The following is a 16,663-nucleotide window of genomic DNA, read 5'->3' on the forward strand; positions in this document are numbered from 1 at the left end:
GGATTCTAGGGGTCCTTGCAACACCTGATGACCTAAGTGGCTGTCAGTAGATCACGCAGACGCTCGGCTGGGGTATCCCAGTCGAGCGTTTTGCGTGGTCGGGCGTTGAGTTCCTGGGCGACGTGCTCGAGGTCTTCGGCCCCGTGGATGGATAGGTCGGTGCCCTTGGGAAAGTACTGACGTAGCAGGCCGTTGGTGTTCTCGTTCGACCCGCGCTGCCACGGCGAGTGGGGGTCGCAGAAGTAGACCGGTACGTTCGTGGCGACCGTGAACTGTTTGTGGGCGGCCATCTCGCAGCCTTGGTCCCAGGTCAACGAGCCACGCAGGTGGGCGGGAAGCGACCCGATCAACGGAACCAGCACGTCACGGACTTCCTCGGCGGTGTGCCCGCCCGGGAGGTGTCCGAGCATCACGTATCGGGTGCTGCGCTCGACCAGGGTCACGATCGCGGACTCGCTGCGGGTGCCGACGATCAGATCGCCTTCCCAATGACCGGGCACAGCACGGTCCTCGACCTCTGGTGGCCGCTCAGAGATCATCACCATCGGGTCGATGAACCGCGGTGTGCGCTGGTCGGGCTGCTTGCGTGGTTTGCGGCGGGTGCGGCCAGTCCGCAGCGCTGCGGCCACCTCGCGCCGTAGACCGCCACGGGCCTGGACGTAGATGGCTTGGTAGATCGTCTCGGCGCTCACACGCATGCTCTCGTCGTCGGGGAACTCTTTGACCAGAGCGTGGCAGATCTGCTCGGGCGACCAGTGCACCGCGAGCTTGCCGGTGACGAAATCGCGCAACCGACCGCCCGCAGCGAGCTTGCTGTGCTTCGGCCTGGCACGGTCTGTGGCCCAGCCCCGCTGAGCAGCGTAGGGACGGTAGACACCATCGACTGACCGGTTGTCCAGCTCCCGCTTGATCGTCGAGGCCGGCCGACCTAGCTGCCGCCCGATCTCGCGCAGCGAGGCCTTGTGCTGACGCAGGTCTGCGATCGTCTCGCGCTCTGCCAGTGTCAAGAACCGCGGATGCAGATCTGCTTCCAACACCGTCATCGCCGGCGCTCGCCGCGCATCCACGTGGGTGGTCATCCCCGTGTTGTAAACCACCCGACGCCCATCAGGACGAAGGCGCGAGCCGTTGCTCTTCCGGATCCCCTTGTCCCAGTCCTCAGCGGTCCGCTCGTGGATCCCAACCTGGGCAGCAGCTTCCCGCCGCCGAACCCCTGAGGAGCGAAGCCGGTCATACTCCGCACGCCCTGGATGCCCGCCCCTGCCGCCAGGCGTGCCCTGAGCACGCATCCCGGCCTTCCGCGCCCACGCATAGGCCGTGTTCCGGTTCATCCCGACCACACGCGCAGCCGCCGAGACACTGCCACCCTCACGATCCAGCGCCTCGAAGAACCGAACCTTCAACTCCGCAGACAACACGATCCCCGCAACTCCTGAAACTCAGGGTGTTGCGGGGATCGCTAGAGCCCGTCCTCGGGAGGACGGCCCTTCTGATTTGCCGAGACGTCAGGTACGTCGGCCGAGACGTCACCGGCTTGCCACCTCGGCCGACGCGGCCGACGCGGCCGACGCGGCCGACGCCTCGGCCGACGCGGCCGACGCCTCGGCCGGGATGGTCCTCCTCAGGCGACGGTGAGCTCGACCTCGATGTTGCCGCGGGTGGCGTTGGAGTAGGGGCAGACCTGGTGGGCCTGCTCGGCGAGCTGCTGAGCGGTCGCGGCGTCGGCGCCGGGGATGGTGACCTCGAGCTGCACGGCGAGGCCGAATCCGCCCTGACCGTTCTCACCGATGCTGACATCGGCGACGACCTCGGAGTCGGTCATGTCGACCTTGGCCTTGCCGGCGACCAGCTTGAGCGCGGAGTGGAAGCAGGCGGCGTACCCGGCGGCGAAGAGCTGCTCGGGGTTGGTGGCGCCGCCGGCGCCACCCATCTCCTTGGGGACGCGGACGTCGGCGTCGATGAGGCCGTCGGAGGACTGGACGTGACCGTTCCGGGCGTCTCCGGTGCTGACTGCGGTGGCTGTGTAGATCGGTGTCATGTGCACAACTATATTGCGCACAACTTAATAGCGCAAGGGAGTAGACTGATGAATGTGTCCGGACGTACCTATCCGCAGCTCTCGCTCGACCTGCAGCTCTGCTTCCCGCTGTACGCAGCGACCCGAGCCGTCACGAAGCGCTACGTGACGCTGCTCAAGGGGACCGGGCTGACCTATCCGCAGTATCTGGTGATGCTGGTGCTCTGGGAGAGCGAGGAACCGCTCTCGGTGACCGCCCTCGGCCAGCGCCTGCGGCTCGACTCCGGCACACTGACGCCGCTGCTCAAGCGGCTCGAGACGGCCCGGCTGGTCCGGCGAGACCGCGACCCCGGCGACGAGCGCCGGGTGCTGGTGAGCCTGACCGAGGAGGGCAGGGCCCTGGAGGAGCAGGTCTCAGGGGTACCGCAGCAGCTGGGTGAGTCGATGGGAATCACCCGTGACGAGGCGCTCGCGCTCCGCGACCAGCTCACCGAGCTGGTCGACCACCTCGACACGGCCGACTCCGCCTGAGGTCTACCCCCTGGTCAGCAGCCGCTGCACGCCGAGCTTGACCAGCAGACCGCCGAGAAGGACGTCGACCACCACGAGCACCGCGTGGGCGACGTAGTAGGGCTTGGGCCGGGTCTGCTCCGGGTCCGTGGCCGTCTTGACGAGATTGCGTCCGAAGTTGGTCCAGATCGCGATCGTCCAGATGCCGATGACCAGGAGGAGCGCACCGTCAGTCTTCTCGAGCTTCATGGGCACGACTCTCTCATCCGCTGGTGTGGTGCTGGCGGGCGGCCCGGGGTCGGGATAGTCCAGGGAGTTTCCGTCCATTACTGCCCGGTAGACCGACCAGAACTCCCTGGACTATCCCGACTCTGGGTTGATCCCGGGGCTCATGCCGACCATAGACGGAGGTAACGGGCACGCTGATCGGCTGTCAGGGCGCGACGCTGCTCGACCGTCGTGGTCGGCGTCCACCACGACGGCGGGGTGATGGTCCACTGTCGTGGACCGAGTCTCTGCCGCGCGCGCCGCCTAGCATCGTGCGTGCGTTGCAGGAAGCCGGATGGGTCGCGCCGATCACCGGCGACCATGGTCACGTACTCGAGGCCCAGACGACGGAAGTCGCCCTCGCGCTCGATGTCTCGCGAGCGCTGCTTGCCGGCGAGGTGAAGGGCTCCGTCGTACTCCCCCACGACCCCCGCCTCGAGATCCAGGAGATCGGGCGTACCGATGTGGCTGCCGGTCAGGTCGAAGACCGGGTGGTTGCAGGCGATCCGGTGGACGCCGAGCTCGATCTCCCAGACCAGCCGCATCTCGGACTCCATCGGCGACCAGCTGTTCTCCACGACGTAAGGAATCGCCTCGCGCAGCTGCGGGACGCCGGTCCAGCCGTTGAGCGCGGCAGCATAGGTGGCGACCTCGACCTTCGAGACCAGATCTGTCTTCATCGCCATGTCGAGAGCGACCACCGCACTGACCAGATCGGGGGCGTAGCGCGCTTCGAACGCGATCGAACGCGTCGGATCGGTGCCACGTACCCCGTCCAGCTCGCGACAGTGGCGAAGTGCGAGACGCTCCTGCGTGATCACATGACCGGGCTGAGGATCTCTGCGATGTTCGTGGACCACGATCGGCACCGGAACCGGTTGTCCATCGCGGTCGGTGCCGTCGAACCAGCGCGCCCCCGACCACGCGAACGTCGCCCACCCCGTGATGTAGCCCTCCGGCACCGCGGTCGCCGCCTCCAGCACCCGTTGTTGCGCGAGGTCACCATCTACCGCGGCCGGTACGTAGAGCCCTCGGCTGCTCCGCCGCCATCCCCGACCGCGCGCCTGGCGCTCGGTCGGTCCGGCCTCGCCGGACGGGTCGACTCGCACCGGACGCACGAGCTCCAGCCCCCGCCGCCGCTGCGGCACAGGCATGAACTGAGGGCGTCGTCGAACCACTCCAGGAGCGTGCGCCACCCCCAGACGTTCCGCACCTGCATAACCCGGGCCTGTGGATAACTCCCCGCCGGCCGGGGTAGTCCAGGGAGTTTCCGTCGGTTACTCATAGGTAAACCGACGGAAACTCCCTGGACTACCCCTCTGAGTCGGCCGGAGTCGCCCTCACATGCGCATACGAGGCGGCGTACAGGATCACCATCGAGGTGTAGTGGATCCAGACGACCAGTATGAGGGCGATGCCGAAGGCCTGGAAGGCGGGCTGGCCCTGGGTGGCGTTCAGCAGCAGGGTCGAGGCCTGCTTGAGGACCTCAAAGCCGATCGCACCCAGCACCGCGCCCGCCCACAGGGGTCGCTTGGGGGTGTCCTTCTGGGGCGCCAGGTGGAACATCGCGAAGAAGAGCACGGTGTTGGCGGCCAGGCCGAGCACCAGGGTGAGCAGAACGATCAGCCAGCCGAATCCCTCGTCGAGACCGATCCAGTCCAGGACGTTGACCGAGAAGGTGCGGATGAGGCCGGTGAACGCCACCGCGACCAGCATGATCGCGCCGAGCAGGATCAGCGCGGCCAGGTCGCGGGCCTTGGCCATCAGGAAGCCGGGCTGCTCCTCCTCGGGCACCAGGAAGACCGCCTCGAGCGCCTTGCGCAGCCCGTCGATGAAGCCAAGACCGGCGTAGAGCAGACCGAAGGCACCGACGATCCCGACGGCACCGGCGGCGCGCTCGATGTCGGCGATCTTCAGCTGCCCGGGGCTGTCTCCGACCAGGCCGGGCAGGACCTGGTCGATCGCCTCGACGAGGTCGCTCTCGGCACCGGCGTACACCTTGGCGATCTGGCCGACGGCGAAGAACGCGAGCGCGAGGATCGGGAAGGTCGACAGGAAGCCGAAGTAGGTGATCGCGCCGGCCTGCTGAGCGGCCCCCACCTCGCCATAGTGCTCCTGCGTACGCACCACCCGGTCCAGTGCCGGGAAGCGAGCACGCAGCTCGGCGATCTTCGCCTTGATCTTCTCCTTGTTGAGCATCCCGAGGTCCCCATCCGTCGTTCGTTGGGCGGACCCGAGCCCGCCTCAGCCGGTCAGTGCTGCTCTCAGTGCGAACTCCCGGGTCGGGCGCCAACCGTCCGTGTCGTCGTGGACATAGAGGTGGAACTCCTCGACCGACCACTCGCACTCGAAGTCGGCCAGCTCACCGAAAGCCTTGTCGAGGCTAGCGTCGGGAAGGTCGTGGGCGATCGTGACATGCGGGTGATAGGGAAACGTGAGCTTCTGGTCGAGCGGACCCTGCCGGACCGTGTTGGCCAGCTGCTCGCATCCCGAGATGCCCTGGACCACAGCCACGAACACCACAGGCGAGACCGGCCGGAAGGTGCCGGTGCCGCGTAGGTGCACACCGAAGGGAGCGACCCTCGAGGCCGCTGCCTCGAGATGGCTCTCGACGTCCGGCAGCAGATCCTCGTGGATCTCCGTCGGTGGCACAAGCGTGATGTGCGTCGGGATCATGGTCGCCGTCGCGTCCCCGAGAGACGTCCGGTAGTCCTGGAGCTGACTTGCCCACGGCTCCGGGATAGCGATGGCAACACCGATGGTGCGCATGCGCCGACCTTACTAGCCCAGAGGCGCCGCGGGGGCCACAAAGCCAACCCGCTCGTAGACGTCGGCCAGAGTCTTGCGGGCAACCGCCCCCGCCTTCTCCGCGCCCTGCTGGAGGATGCCGTCGAGGTAGTCCCGGTCCTCGAGGACCTCGAAGGTCTTCTCCCGGAACGGCGTGACGTAGTCGACGACGACCTCGGCGAGGTCCTTCTTGAGGTCGCCGTAGCCCTTGCCGGCGTACTTGCCGACCAGGGTGTCGATGTCGGCGCCGGTCAGCGCGGAGTAGATCCGCAGCAGGTTGGAGACACCGGGCTTGGCCTCCTCGTCGAAGCGGATCTCCATCTCCGAGTCGGTGACCGCGGAGCGGATCTTCTTCGCCGAGACCTTCGGGTCGTCGAGCATGTCGATCAGGCCGCTCGGGCTCGAGGCCGACTTGGACATCTTGATCGTCGGGTCCTGGAGGTCGTAGATCTTCGCGACCTCCTTGAGGATGTAGGGCTCAGGGAGCCGGAAGGTCTTCTTGTAACGGCTGTTGAACCGCTGCGCCAGGTCACGGGTCAGCTCCAGGTGCTGCCGCTGGTCCTCGCCGACCGGGACGTACGCCGGGCGGTAGAGCAGGATGTCGGCGGCCATCAGCATCGGGTAGGAGAAGAGGCCGACCGAGGCCGCGCCTTCACCGCCCTTGGCGGACTTGTCCTTGAACTGGGTCATCCGGCGGGCCTCACCGAAGGAGGTGATGCACTGCATCACCCAGCCGAGCTGGGCGTGCTCGGGAAGGTGGGACTGGATGAAGATCGCGGACCGCTCCGGGTCGACACCGGCGGCCAGCAGCTGGGCGGCAGCCCGGCGCGTACGCTCCCTGAGCACCTTCGGGTCCTGCTCGACCGTGATCGCGTGCAGGTCGGCGATGAAGAAGAACGGCTCGTGCTCCTCCTGCAGGTTCACCCACTGCCGGACCGCGCCGAGGTAGTTGCCGAGGTGGTAGGAGTCCGCGGTCGGCTGGATGCCGGAGAGGACCCGTGGCCGAGTCGTGGGAGCGGTGCTGCCGGTCATGTGCGCATTCTGTCAGCCGGTCGTCGAAAGGCTCGAAATGACAGTGGATCCTGCCCGCGGCACTGATCTGCGTGCCGGCCATGGGCCTCGGCGCCCCCCGTGATCAACGTCGAGGACCATGGTCGCCCGCAGTCTGGAAGTCCGCGAGCAGGATCCGCATGACCCATCAACGACGGATCATCGGCGGGGTTACCGGAGAAGTGCATCCAATTTCTTACGAGTTTGTGGACCTCCTGAGAGGCTCTACTCAGTGCGGATTCGATGGTCCGTCAAGTGCCCTTTCCCTGCGGGACACATGCCCCTGTTAGCCTGGTTGGTCGACCCGCGGATCCTCCAAGGGGTCCGCAGCCTCGGGCCAGCTGCCGAATCGGCCTCGAGGCCAGGCGACCCCCGAGGAGACTTGTGAACCACACGTCCGCTGCCAACGCGCGCATGCTGCTCGCGACCGATCTGGACGGGACCTTCCTAGCCGGCGACCCCGAGGCGAAGGTCAAGCTCTACCAGACGCTGAGCCGGCGCGAGGACGTACTCCTGTCCTTCGTCACCGGGCGTGGGCTGGAGTCGGTGCTGCCACTGTTGGCCGACCCGACCATCCCGACACCCGACTTCATCATCTGCGACGTCGGCGCCACGATCGTGACCGGCCACGACCTGCTCGCGGTCGAGCCCATCCAGCAGGACATCGCGGCCAAGTGGCCCGGCGAGCTCACCGTGCTCGAGAAGATCGGCGACCGGCCCGGACTGGTCCGGCAGAACGTTCCCCAGGACCGCCGCGTCTCCTACTTCTGCGACCCCGAGGCCGTCACCGACGACCTCGCGCCGCTGGTGGCGGAGATCGGCTGCGACCTGCTCTACTCCGCCAGCCACTACCTCGACGTCCTGCCCGGTGGGATCAACAAGGGCCACACCGTCACCAAGCTCGTCGAGCACCTCGGCATCCCGAAGGACCGCGTCCTGGTCGCCGGTGACACCCTCAACGACCTGTCGATGTACGACATCGGGTTCCCCGGTGTCTGCGTCGGCGAGGCCGAGGACCTGCTCCTGGACGCGACCCGCGGCAAGGGGCGTACGTTCCACGCGACCTCCCCCGGCACCGGCGGGATCCTGCAGGCGATCCGGCACTTCAACCTGCTCGACGACGAGCACATCTACGACCCCGAGAACGACGCCGACGACCCGGGGAAGTCGGACCTCGTGATGGTCTACCACCGGCTCCCCTACGACGAGGTGATCGAGGAGGGAGAGGTCAAGCGCCGTCGTCCGAAGTCACCCAACGGCATCATCCCGACGCTGCTCTCCTTCTTCACCGAGCGCACCGGATCCTGGGTCGCCTGGTCGATCGACGACCCCAAGCGCGGCAAGTTCGCGACCCACACCGTCGTCGACCCCAAGCTCTACCCCGGCCTGGTCGCCTCCCGGCTGCCGCTGTCGAAGAAGGACGTCGACGTCTTCTACAAACGCTTCTCCAAGGAGGCGTTCTGGCCGCTGCTGCACACCTTCTGGGAACGCGCGAAGTTCAAGGAGGAGGACTGGAAGGTCTACTGCCGGGTCAACAAGGCCTTCGCCGAGCAGGCGGCGGCCGAGGCGGCGTACGGCGGCATCGTCTGGATCCACGACTACAACCTGTGGATGGTGCCGGCCTACCTGCGTGAGCTGCGGCCCGACGTGAAGATCGCCTTCCTGCACCACACCCACTTCCCCGGCGCGGACGTGTTCAACGTGGTGCCGTGGCGCCGCGAGATCATCGGCTCGCTGCTGCAGTGCGACTACATCTCGTTCCACATCCCCCGTCAGGTCGAGAACTTCGTCGACGTGGCTCGCGGCGTGGCGCCGGTCGAGGTCGTCGAGACCGAGGACTCGGCGCCCCGGTTCCGGACCTACGGCTTCGCCCTCGGCCTGGACACCATGCCGTCGGTGATCGACGTCGGCGGACGGCGCGTCCACCTGGGCGCCAACCCGGTCAGCGTCGACACCAAGCGGATCGAGCGGACCCTTGCCACCCCGGCGGTGCAGAGCTCGATCGCTCGGGTGAAGGAGGAGTTCGAGGGTCAGCGGATCGCGCTCGCGGTCTCGCGGCTCGACTACACCAAGGGCGTGCTCCAGCAGCTCGAGGCCTTCGAGCGGGCGCTGCTCGAGGACCCGTCGCTGCTGGGCGAGCTGTCGCTGGTGCTGGTGTGCGTGCCCGCGGCCGGCGAGATGACGGTCTACAAGACGCTGCAGAATCAGATCGAGCAGGCGGTCGGGCGGATCAACGGCCGGTTCTCGCGGATGGGCTGGATGCCGGTCCACTTCTACTTCCGGCCGATCCCGTTCGAGGAGCTGCTGGCCTACTACGCCAACGCCGACGTCATGTGGATCACCCCGCTGCGGGACGGTCTCAACCTGGTCGCGAAGGAGTACGCCGCGGTCCACGGTCTCCGCGGCACGAGCGGCACACTCGTGCTCTCCGAGTTCGCCGGAGCGGCCGCCGAGCTGCGCGGTGCGGTGCTGACCAATCCCCACGACGTCTCCGACATGGTTCGGGTCTTCCTCCAGGCCGTCGACATGGACGAGGCCGAGGCCAAGGACCGGATGCGCGGGCTGTGGGACACCATCCGCCACCACGACTCCAAGGCCTGGGCAGACGGGTTCCTGGCCGCGGTCGAGGCCGCGACCTCCAACGCCCCGGGCGACGAGGTCGAACTCTAGGACTGGGCCCGCCGCCGGTGGATGCTGGTGCTCCACAGAAGCACCAGCATCCCGGCGGCGGCCAGGCCGGCGCCGACCAGCGGCGCCTCGCGGACGCTCCACACGTCGAGGGCGACACCCCCGGCGAAGGCGCCGAGCGCGTTGGCGATGTTGAGGCTCGCGTGGTTCATCGCGGCGCCGAGGGTCACCGCGTCGTCTGCGACGTCCATCAGGCGCACCTGCAGATTGATCACCAGCACCGACGCCACCGCCGTGGTCAGGAAGGCGACCGGGGCGAGCCACCAGCCGGCCGGGGCGACCAGCCAGAAGAGCGTCAGCACCGCGATCATGCCGAGGCTGCTGGCCAGCAGCGATCCCATCACCGACCAGCGCGCCAGCTCCCCCGCGATCCAGGTGCCGACGACCATCCCGGTGCCGAACGCGAAGACGAACCACGGCACCGCGCCCTCCGCCAGACCGGCGGTGTCGGTGACGATCGGGGCGATGTAGGAGTAGGCGGCGAACATGCCGCCGAACCCGATCGCGCCGGCGAGCATGGTCAACCAGACCTGCTTGTTGGTGAAGAAGCGGCCGGCCTCGCTGCGGCCGGTCGCGTTGGGGTCGCCGGGGAAGTGGGGAACCGACAGCTGCACCAGGACCACCGTCAGCAGCGCGAGGCCTGCCGCGGCTGCGTACGGGGCCCGCCAGCCGGCGGTCTGGCCGAGCCAGGTGGCGAACGGGACACCGATCACGTTGGCGACCGAGAGTCCGAGCATCACCAGGGCGACCGCCCGGCCGCGGTGCTTCGGGGCGGCCATCGAGGTCGCGACGATGCTCGCGACACCGAAGTAGGCGCCGTGCGGCAGCCCGTCGAGGAACCGCGCGACCAGAAGCATCTGGTAGTCGACCGCAGCCGCGCTGAGTACGTTGAACAACGCGTACGCCGCCATCAGCGAGAGCAGCAGCCCCTTGCGCGGAAGGTGGGCGACGAAGAAGGAGAGGATCGGTACGCCGACCACCACACCGACCGCATAGGCGCTGATCAGGTGGCCGGCCGTGGACGTGCCGACACCCACGCCCTCGGCGATCTCGGGCAGGACGCCCATGGTGACGAACTCGGTCGTACCGATCGCGAAACCACCCGTCGCGAGGGCGACCATGGCGATCGCGAACCGGACGGGGGTGACCTGCCTCAGGGCGGTCTCGGTGCTGGCGGTGTCGGTCACTACTGCTTAACCTTCGGCGATTTGGGGCCTATTCCGCGAATCGGTGTGACCCGGGTCCCGCTTCCGTCGCGGATGTCAACTCCGGTTGACACCCACGAGTTGTCAACCTATATTGACATCATGACGGATGCCAAGGATCTCGCCGAGTCGGCCGCGAGCGCCGACCCGCGCACCGGACTGCGAGCCGCGCTCGCGCTGCGTCGCCTCGCCGACTCGCTGGAGCGGCTGCAGGTGGCGAACGCCCGCCGACAGGGCTGGGCCTGGCAGGAGATCGCCGACGCGTTGGAGGTCAGCCGTCAGGCGGTTCACAAGAAGTACGCGAAGGAGCTGTGATGTTCGAGAGGTTCACCAAACAAGCCCAGCTGGTCGTGGTCGAGGCACAGAGCGTCGCCAGAGAGCTGGACCACACCCAGATCGACACCACCCACCTGTTGCTGGCAATGCTGGGCGACCCCGAGAACCCCGCCGCTCGGGCGCTCCTCGAGGCAGGCATCGACCGGGATGGGCTGCGCTCGGAGGTCGCGAAGGCCCACGGCCGTCTCGGGCCCGACGACGCCGAGGCGCTCGCGGCCCTCGGGATCGATCTCGATGCCGTCCGGGAGAAGGTCGAGGAGGCCTTCGGGCCCGGAGCCCTGGACAAGGGCGGGCCGAGGCGCCGCGGCGGGCACATCCCCTTCTCCAAGGAGGCCAAGAAGACCCTCGAGCTCTCGCTGCGCGAGGCGATCCGGCTCAAGGACCGCTCGATCGGCACCGAGCACATCCTGCTCGGCATTCTGCGGGCGGAAGGGGAAGGACATGCTGCACTACGGGCCCTCGGCGTGGATGTTGCTGCGCTGCGCCGCACGCTCGAGCGCGGCGAGGCCGCCTGACGCCGAAGCGTCAGACGGCCCGCCGAGGTGGAGGTCAGCCGGCGAGGTGGGCCCAGGCCGGGGCCAGCTCGGTCCACGGGCCTACAGCCGCGACCTCGCCGTCGACCATGACGACCACGCGGTCGGCCTGGGCGAGAGCGGCCCGCTTCGAGGTGGCTCCGATGACCGTCGTGTGCCGGTCGCGGAGCGCCCGCCAGAGCTCGATCTCGGTGGCCGCGTCGAGCGCGCTGGAGACGTCGTCGGCCAGGAGCAGCTCGGTGTCGGCGGCCAGCGCCCTCGCCAGGGCGAGACGCTGGACCTGTCCCCCGGACAGGCGTACGCCACGGTGACCGACGATCGCGTCCGCGCCGCCCGCCTCCTTGACGTCGAGCTCGAGCCGCGCGTCGGCGACCGGGCTGTCGAAGGGTCGGTCGTGACCCAGACGGATGTTGTCGGAGAAGGTGCCGGAGAGCACCCGCGGCACCTGGGCGACGTAGGCGACCTGGCCGGGCCGCAGGAAGGCCTGCGGGTCCTCGACCAGCTCGTCGTTCCACCGGATCGTGCCGGTGTGCTCGATGAGGCCGGCCAACGACGCCAGCAGGGACGACTTGCCGGAGCCGACCTGACCGACGAGCAGCACCAGCTCGCCGCGCTCGATGGTGAGCGAGACGTCCGAGACGCCGATCGTGCCGTCGTCGTGGACCGCCGACAGGGCCGAGAGCTCCAGTGACTCGAGCGGCACCTGGTCGACCGGACCCGGATCCGGCGCGGCGCCGGAGACCAGGTCGACGCCCGGCGGCAGGTCCATCAGGTCCCGACCGCCGGCGAACCGGCTGGTCTCCTTCTGCCACGCGCGGGTGCCAGGAGCCTCGGTGACGACCATGCCGGCCACGCGGCCGAACCAGTCGAAGCCCGAGACCGCGTTGGCCACCAGCAGCGCGGTGGCCAGACCCCAGCCACCGCCGAAGTAGATCCCCCACGCAGCCACGACCCCGCACTGCACCATCAGCGCGGGAACGCCGTCGAGGAACGCCTGCACCCGGTGCTCCTTCACCGCTGCCTCGACCCGGCCCGAGTCGACGTGCTGCAGGTGGGCGTGGACCTGCGGCGTGGCCGCGGCCAGCTTCACGGTGCGTACGGACTCCAGCGCCGAGACCACCGCACGCCCGAACCGGGCACGAGCGGCGGAGGAGGCTGCGGCCGAGCGACCGGCGATCGGCCGGCCGACCGCGGAGGCCAGCGCCGAGGCGACCATGACGACCAAGAGCACGGCCCCCGCGAGAGCGGTGCCGGCGAGCAGGGCCGTGATCGTCGCGATCACCAGACCGTTGACGAAGTCGACCCAGCGGTCGGCGTAGCGGGCGTAGCGATCCGCGTCCATCGACCGCGCGACGACCTCGCCCGGAGGCGTACGCGTCAGGCGGTGCTGCCGGGTCTGTCCGTAGAGCACGGCCATCCGGGCTCTCAGCATGACCTCGATCCACCAGCGCGGGTAGCGGTAGAAGGCGTCGGCGAGCATCAGCGGCGCGGCCAGCAGGCTGACCACCAGCAGCACCGACAGCACGGTCGGACTGCCGCCGTCCTGAAGCGACTCGACGATGCGACCCCACAGGAGCCCCGTGAAGGCACCCTGCGCACCGGTCATCGACGCGAACAGGAAGAGCAGCGCACCCGCGACTCCCCACTCGGGGCGCAGGAACAGGACGTGCAGCATGCCGCGGGCGAGCGACGGACCGGTGCCGACCTCCGGGAGCTCCGGCGGAGCACCCGAGCGGCGCTTGCCGCCCACGTTGCCCGCCGCGACATGGTCGAGGGTGGAGTGGTCGACAGGCTTGGCGTCCGGCGAGGGCGAGTCGTGGTGATCGGTCCGGCTGGCCTCGAGGAGGTCGCGGAACGGCCCGGGGGCGGTCGCCAGCGAGGCCCGCAGGCCGTGCTGGATCACCCGGCCGTGGTCGAGCACGGCCACGTGCGGCGCCCGCTCGATCGTGGAGAGCCGGTGGGCGATCAGGATGCCCGTACGTCCGGTCAGCAGTCGATCGGCCGCCGCGACCACCCGACGCTCGGTGAGCGGGTCCATCCGCGCGGTCGCCTCGTCGAGGACGACCACTCGTACGTCGCGCACCAGCAGCCGGGCGAAGGCGACCAGCTGCTCCTCCCCCGCCGAGAGCGAGGTGCCGCCGGGGCCGAGCAGCGTGTCGAGGCCTTCCGGCAGACCCGCGACCCATTCCGAGAGCCCGAGCCGGGCGACCGCCCGCTCGATGTCCTCGCGCGGACGCGAGTCGTCGAAGAGCGCGATGTTCTCCGCGAGCGTGCCGGCCAGGATCTCCGTACGCTGCGTCACCACGCCCACGGAGGCGCGCAGCTGCTGCAGGTCGAGGTCGCGCACGTCCACGCCACCCAGGAACACCGAGCCACGCGGCGGCTCGACCGCCCGGGAGAGCAGCGAGGCGAGCGTCGACTTGCCCGAGCCGGTACGGCCGACCAGGGCGATGGTGTCGCCGGCGGGCACGGTGAGCGAGATGCCCTGGAGGGCGAAGGTGCCCTCTGCGTAGGAGAAGGTCAGGTCGCGCAGGTCGACCTCGAGCGCTCCTCCACCGGGCACCGGCTCGCCACCCTCGGGCTCCGGCTCGGCGGCCATCATCTGGCGCAGCCGGATGACCGCACCCAGGCCCGCCTGGATGTCGGGCAGGTGGTTGGCGAGCATCGCGATCTGACCGACGAAGGTGCTGGTGACCAGGAACAGCGTCACCAGCGCGCTGATCCCGAGCCGGTCCGTCGCGGCGAGCGCCACCCCGGCCAGGCCGATGCCGGCCAGCAGCGAGTGGAGCAGCACGCCGGCTCGGCGGCCGACCTTCGCCTCGACCGTGACCACGGCACGGAACTTCTCGTGAACCGTCGCCGACAGCCGCGCCACCCGGGCGACCACGTGGTCCTGGCCCAGGCTCGTACGCAGGTCGTCACGTCCCGCGATGCCCTCCTCGAGCACCGCGGCGTGGTCGGTCCAGGACGCCTCCTCGATGACCTTGAGCCGGGAGATCTGGCCCAGCAGGCCCCGGATGACGAACCAGGTCACCGCGGCGAGGAGCGGGAACAGGATCGCCGCCGGCCACCAGGTGAAGCTGGCCACGATCCACATCGGCAGCGCCGCGAAGACCGAGCGGAAGAGCATCCACAGCTGCCAGCGCAGCAGGTTGCCGACCTCGTGGGAGTCGTCGTCGACCCGGTCGAGGATCTCGCCGACGGCCTGCTCGCTCAGCTCGGAGAGCGGCTGTCGCATGGCAGCCTGGAGCACGTCCTCGCGCAGCTTGCCCTCGACCCGGTCGGAGACCCCGACCCAGGCGATCTTCGCCGTCGAGTCGATCAGCGAGGCGCCGATCACGCACAGCGCCAGCCAGCCGACCAGGCTCGCGGTCGGGTTCTCGGCCAGCCGTCCGGCCACGACGGTGCCGATCGACTGGGCCACCATGGCAACCGCCAGAGCCAGCAGCGCGGCCACCGTCACCGGCCCTTTCAGGCGTCGCCAGTCGACCTGCCGGCTCGGGTCGGCAGGGGTGGCGGGCACTCCGGGAGCCTTGCCTGAGGTGGGCACGGGCGGAGTCGAGAGGGTCGCAGTCATCAATAGATCACGGTAGGCGCGACCACCGACACTCACCTAAAGGTTTTCCGTCCGTCACCCCCACCAAACCCCAGGCTGACCTGGACCTATAGGAATCAGAAGAAAGATCTGGAGAGTAAGATCACCTCTTCCCGGAAGGCGTCCGGACACCGTTCGACGGCCCGGCACGGACGATTCCGTGGCGGGCCGCCGGTCGATCAGAAGGAGTCGAACGACTCACGGGACGCCGACCCTATGGGCCGTCGCTCCTCGACGGAGCCTCCTTCATCCGGAGTCGTCAGCGACTCCATGGGTATCCCGGTGAACTCGTCCACCCTCACCTGCCGGGTGCTGCCATCGCGCAGGGTGAGCGTGACGTGGCTGAACTCGGGCGTCGTGCGAGCGTTCTCCGAGGCCTCGGTGATCGGATCATCCGGCCACCAGGCGGCGTAGTGCCCGTCGTTGACGGTGGCGGTCACGGCGCCCTGAGCTTCTGTGTGCAGGACCAGGCCGACGACGTCCGACCCGACGAGGCCTGTAGACGACCGCTGGCTCTCGGTGTCGTTGCCCATCACGCCACCGATGCTGCCGAGTGCGCCGTCGGCGTCGACCGTGACCGGCTCAGCTCCGGGACCGCCCGGCGTTTGGCCGTAGAGGCCGGCTGGCTCACCGTTGCGGAGCATGCACACCGCCTCCGTGAGCCCGTCGGGGGTGGCGAGATAGACAAGTGTCCACCCGCCGCGACGCTCCGCGACGTACGTCTTCATCTCCGGGCCCTGGCGACCGGGCAGGAAGTCCCAGAATCCGCCGACGCAGGCTTGTGCCGCGTCCTCGGTCTCGGCCGCCGTGAGCGGCGACGGGGCCGGTGTCCACGCCGCCGCGGGGGCCGGTCCACCGAGGACGCTGGGAGCCGCGATGGCGGCAGCCGCTGCCGCCGCGGTCACGGCGAGCGCGAGCCCGACACGTCGCCGGTTGACTCGGGTACGCGGCGCGACAGGTACCGCGGCCGACCCTGCCGGCTCGGCGACCTGCGCGTCGTGAGCCGTGATCCGGGCCAACAGATCCTGGGCCGCCGGATCACGGGCCACATCGAGTGCCTCCGGGGTGACAGCGGGATCGAGGGTGCGGAGCACACGATCGGTGTTCATGAGGAGCTCCTTGCGGTAGCGGCGGGAGTGACGGGTTGGGGGCACGCCGCGGCGAGGGCACGCAAGGCGCGTCGGGCGCGGCTCAGCCGCAGGCGGTAGGCCACCGGCGAGATACCGAGGACCTCGGCCGCCTGGCGGGTGGTCAGGCTGTCCCAGACGGTGAGCGCGATGGCCTCCTGGTGGACCGGACTGAGCCGTCGCCAGGCAGTGGCGAGATCGACACGTGCTGCCACCAAGTCCGGCTCGAGCCCGACCGTTCCCGGGCCGACCAGCTGGGCGTCGGCGACCCGAAGCGTCAGCTGCTGCCGCCGTTCTGCCGCCCGATACTCGTTGCTCAGAGTGCGATGGGCGACTCCGAAGAGCCACGCCCGTTGTTCGTCGTGCACCCCCGGGACCTCGGCGTACCGTCGCCAGGCGACCAGGTAGACCTGCGCGAGCACGTCCTCGGCGTGGGAGGGGTGCACACGCCGCTCGATGAACCTGCGCAGGTCGGCGTACGTTCCTTCGTAGAGGCGCGTGAAGGCCGCCTCGTGACTCGGCGGGCTGTTCTCGTTGTGTCCCATACC

16 protein-coding genes are annotated in these 16,663 nt (G+C 69.0%); 5 read left to right on the plus strand and 11 right to left on the minus strand.

Annotation, left to right across the window (positions count from 1 at the left end):
* Nucleotides 1–32: 32 nt before the first annotated feature.
* On the minus strand, nucleotides 33–1,289 hold the full coding sequence (locus tag OG984_RS15685) for an IS30 family transposase (protein ID WP_442940997.1): 1,257 nt from the start codon (nucleotides 1,287–1,289) through the stop codon (nucleotides 33–35).
* Between the two features lie 205 nt (nucleotides 1,290–1,494).
* On the opposite strand from OG984_RS15685, the gene OG984_RS15690 reads away from it, so the two are divergent.
* Nucleotides 1,495–1,635 carry a hypothetical protein gene (locus OG984_RS15690; protein ID WP_328527230.1) on the plus strand — a complete coding sequence of 47 codons (141 nt, stop codon included), beginning with the start codon at nucleotides 1,495–1,497 and terminating at the stop codon, nucleotides 1,633–1,635.
* Here OG984_RS15690 and OG984_RS15695 read toward each other — a convergent pair.
* Nucleotides 1,622–2,038 carry an organic hydroperoxide resistance protein gene (locus OG984_RS15695; RefSeq protein ID WP_328527231.1) on the minus strand — a complete coding sequence of 139 codons (417 nt, stop codon included), beginning with the start codon at nucleotides 2,036–2,038 and terminating at the stop codon, nucleotides 1,622–1,624. The two genes, OG984_RS15690 and OG984_RS15695, sit on opposite strands and share 14 nt — an antisense overlap.
* A 48-nt stretch (nucleotides 2,039–2,086) precedes the next feature.
* On the opposite strand from OG984_RS15695, the gene OG984_RS15700 reads away from it, so the two are divergent.
* A complete protein-coding gene (locus tag OG984_RS15700; protein WP_328527232.1) occupies nucleotides 2,087–2,548 on the plus strand; it encodes a MarR family winged helix-turn-helix transcriptional regulator in 462 nt (153 codons plus the stop codon).
* Nucleotides 2,549–2,551: 3 nt separating this feature from the next.
* Here OG984_RS15700 and OG984_RS15705 read toward each other — a convergent pair whose 3' ends face one another.
* The 5 genes from OG984_RS15705 to trpS all read right to left on the minus strand — a co-directional run bounded on the left by OG984_RS15705 (nucleotide 2,552) and on the right by trpS (nucleotide 6,613).
* Nucleotides 2,552–2,776 (minus strand): SCO4848 family membrane protein, encoded by a 225-nt coding sequence (locus tag OG984_RS15705; RefSeq protein ID WP_328527233.1) that lies wholly within the window; start codon nucleotides 2,774–2,776, stop codon nucleotides 2,552–2,554.
* A 140-nt stretch (nucleotides 2,777–2,916) separates the two neighbouring features.
* Complete coding sequence (locus tag OG984_RS15710; protein ID WP_328527234.1) at nucleotides 2,917–3,948, minus strand: hypothetical protein; 1,032 nt, start codon at nucleotides 3,946–3,948, stop codon at nucleotides 2,917–2,919.
* 157 nt (nucleotides 3,949–4,105) lie between these two features.
* A complete protein-coding gene (locus OG984_RS15715) occupies nucleotides 4,106–4,993 on the minus strand; it encodes a YihY/virulence factor BrkB family protein (protein ID WP_328527235.1) in 888 nt (295 codons plus the stop codon).
* A 45-nt stretch (nucleotides 4,994–5,038) separates the two neighbouring features.
* Complete coding sequence (locus tag OG984_RS15720; protein WP_328527236.1) at nucleotides 5,039–5,563, minus strand: 2'-5' RNA ligase family protein; 525 nt, start codon at nucleotides 5,561–5,563, stop codon at nucleotides 5,039–5,041.
* Between the two features lie 12 nt (nucleotides 5,564–5,575).
* Complete coding sequence (gene trpS, locus OG984_RS15725) at nucleotides 5,576–6,613, minus strand: tryptophan--tRNA ligase (protein WP_328527237.1); 1,038 nt, start codon at nucleotides 6,611–6,613, stop codon at nucleotides 5,576–5,578.
* Between the two features lie 402 nt (nucleotides 6,614–7,015).
* Between trpS and ggpS the strand changes: the two genes are divergently transcribed.
* On the plus strand, nucleotides 7,016–9,301 hold the full coding sequence (gene ggpS, locus OG984_RS15730; protein WP_328527238.1) for a glucosylglycerol-phosphate synthase: 2,286 nt from the start codon (nucleotides 7,016–7,018) through the stop codon (nucleotides 9,299–9,301).
* Here the strand turns inward: ggpS and OG984_RS15735 are convergent.
* Nucleotides 9,298–10,506, minus strand: coding sequence for an MFS transporter (locus OG984_RS15735; protein ID WP_328527239.1), 1,209 nt, complete (start codon nucleotides 10,504–10,506; stop codon nucleotides 9,298–9,300). The genes ggpS and OG984_RS15735 overlap by 4 nt on opposite strands.
* Before the next feature lie 120 nt (nucleotides 10,507–10,626).
* On the opposite strand from OG984_RS15735, the gene OG984_RS15740 reads away from it, so the two are divergent.
* Both OG984_RS15740 and OG984_RS15745 read left to right on the plus strand, forming a co-directional pair.
* Complete coding sequence (locus tag OG984_RS15740; protein ID WP_008364037.1) at nucleotides 10,627–10,839, plus strand: helix-turn-helix domain-containing protein; 213 nt, start codon at nucleotides 10,627–10,629, stop codon at nucleotides 10,837–10,839.
* On the plus strand, nucleotides 10,839–11,375 hold the full coding sequence (locus OG984_RS15745; RefSeq protein WP_328527240.1) for a Clp protease N-terminal domain-containing protein: 537 nt from the start codon (nucleotides 10,839–10,841) through the stop codon (nucleotides 11,373–11,375). Before OG984_RS15740 ends, OG984_RS15745 begins: the two co-directional genes overlap by 1 nt.
* 34 nt (nucleotides 11,376–11,409) lie before the next feature.
* Here the strand turns inward: OG984_RS15745 and OG984_RS15750 are convergent, their stop codons facing one another.
* The 3 genes from OG984_RS15750 to OG984_RS15760 form a co-directional block, all read right to left on the minus strand.
* Nucleotides 11,410–14,943 (minus strand): ABC transporter ATP-binding protein, encoded by a 3,534-nt coding sequence (locus OG984_RS15750; RefSeq protein ID WP_328527241.1) that lies wholly within the window; start codon nucleotides 14,941–14,943, stop codon nucleotides 11,410–11,412.
* 224 nt (nucleotides 14,944–15,167) lie between these two features.
* Nucleotides 15,168–16,097 carry a hypothetical protein gene (locus tag OG984_RS15755; RefSeq protein WP_328527242.1) on the minus strand — a complete coding sequence of 310 codons (930 nt, stop codon included), beginning with the start codon at nucleotides 16,095–16,097 and terminating at the stop codon, nucleotides 15,168–15,170.
* Nucleotides 16,094–16,660, minus strand: coding sequence for an RNA polymerase sigma factor (locus OG984_RS15760; RefSeq protein ID WP_328527243.1), 567 nt, complete (start codon nucleotides 16,658–16,660; stop codon nucleotides 16,094–16,096). The genes OG984_RS15755 and OG984_RS15760 overlap by 4 nt, the downstream gene beginning before the upstream one ends.
* Nucleotides 16,661–16,663 lie beyond the last annotated feature (3 nt).

Source organism: Nocardioides sp. NBC_00368 (assembly GCF_036090055.1).
Classification (GTDB): Bacteria; Actinomycetota; Actinomycetes; order Propionibacteriales; family Nocardioidaceae; genus Nocardioides.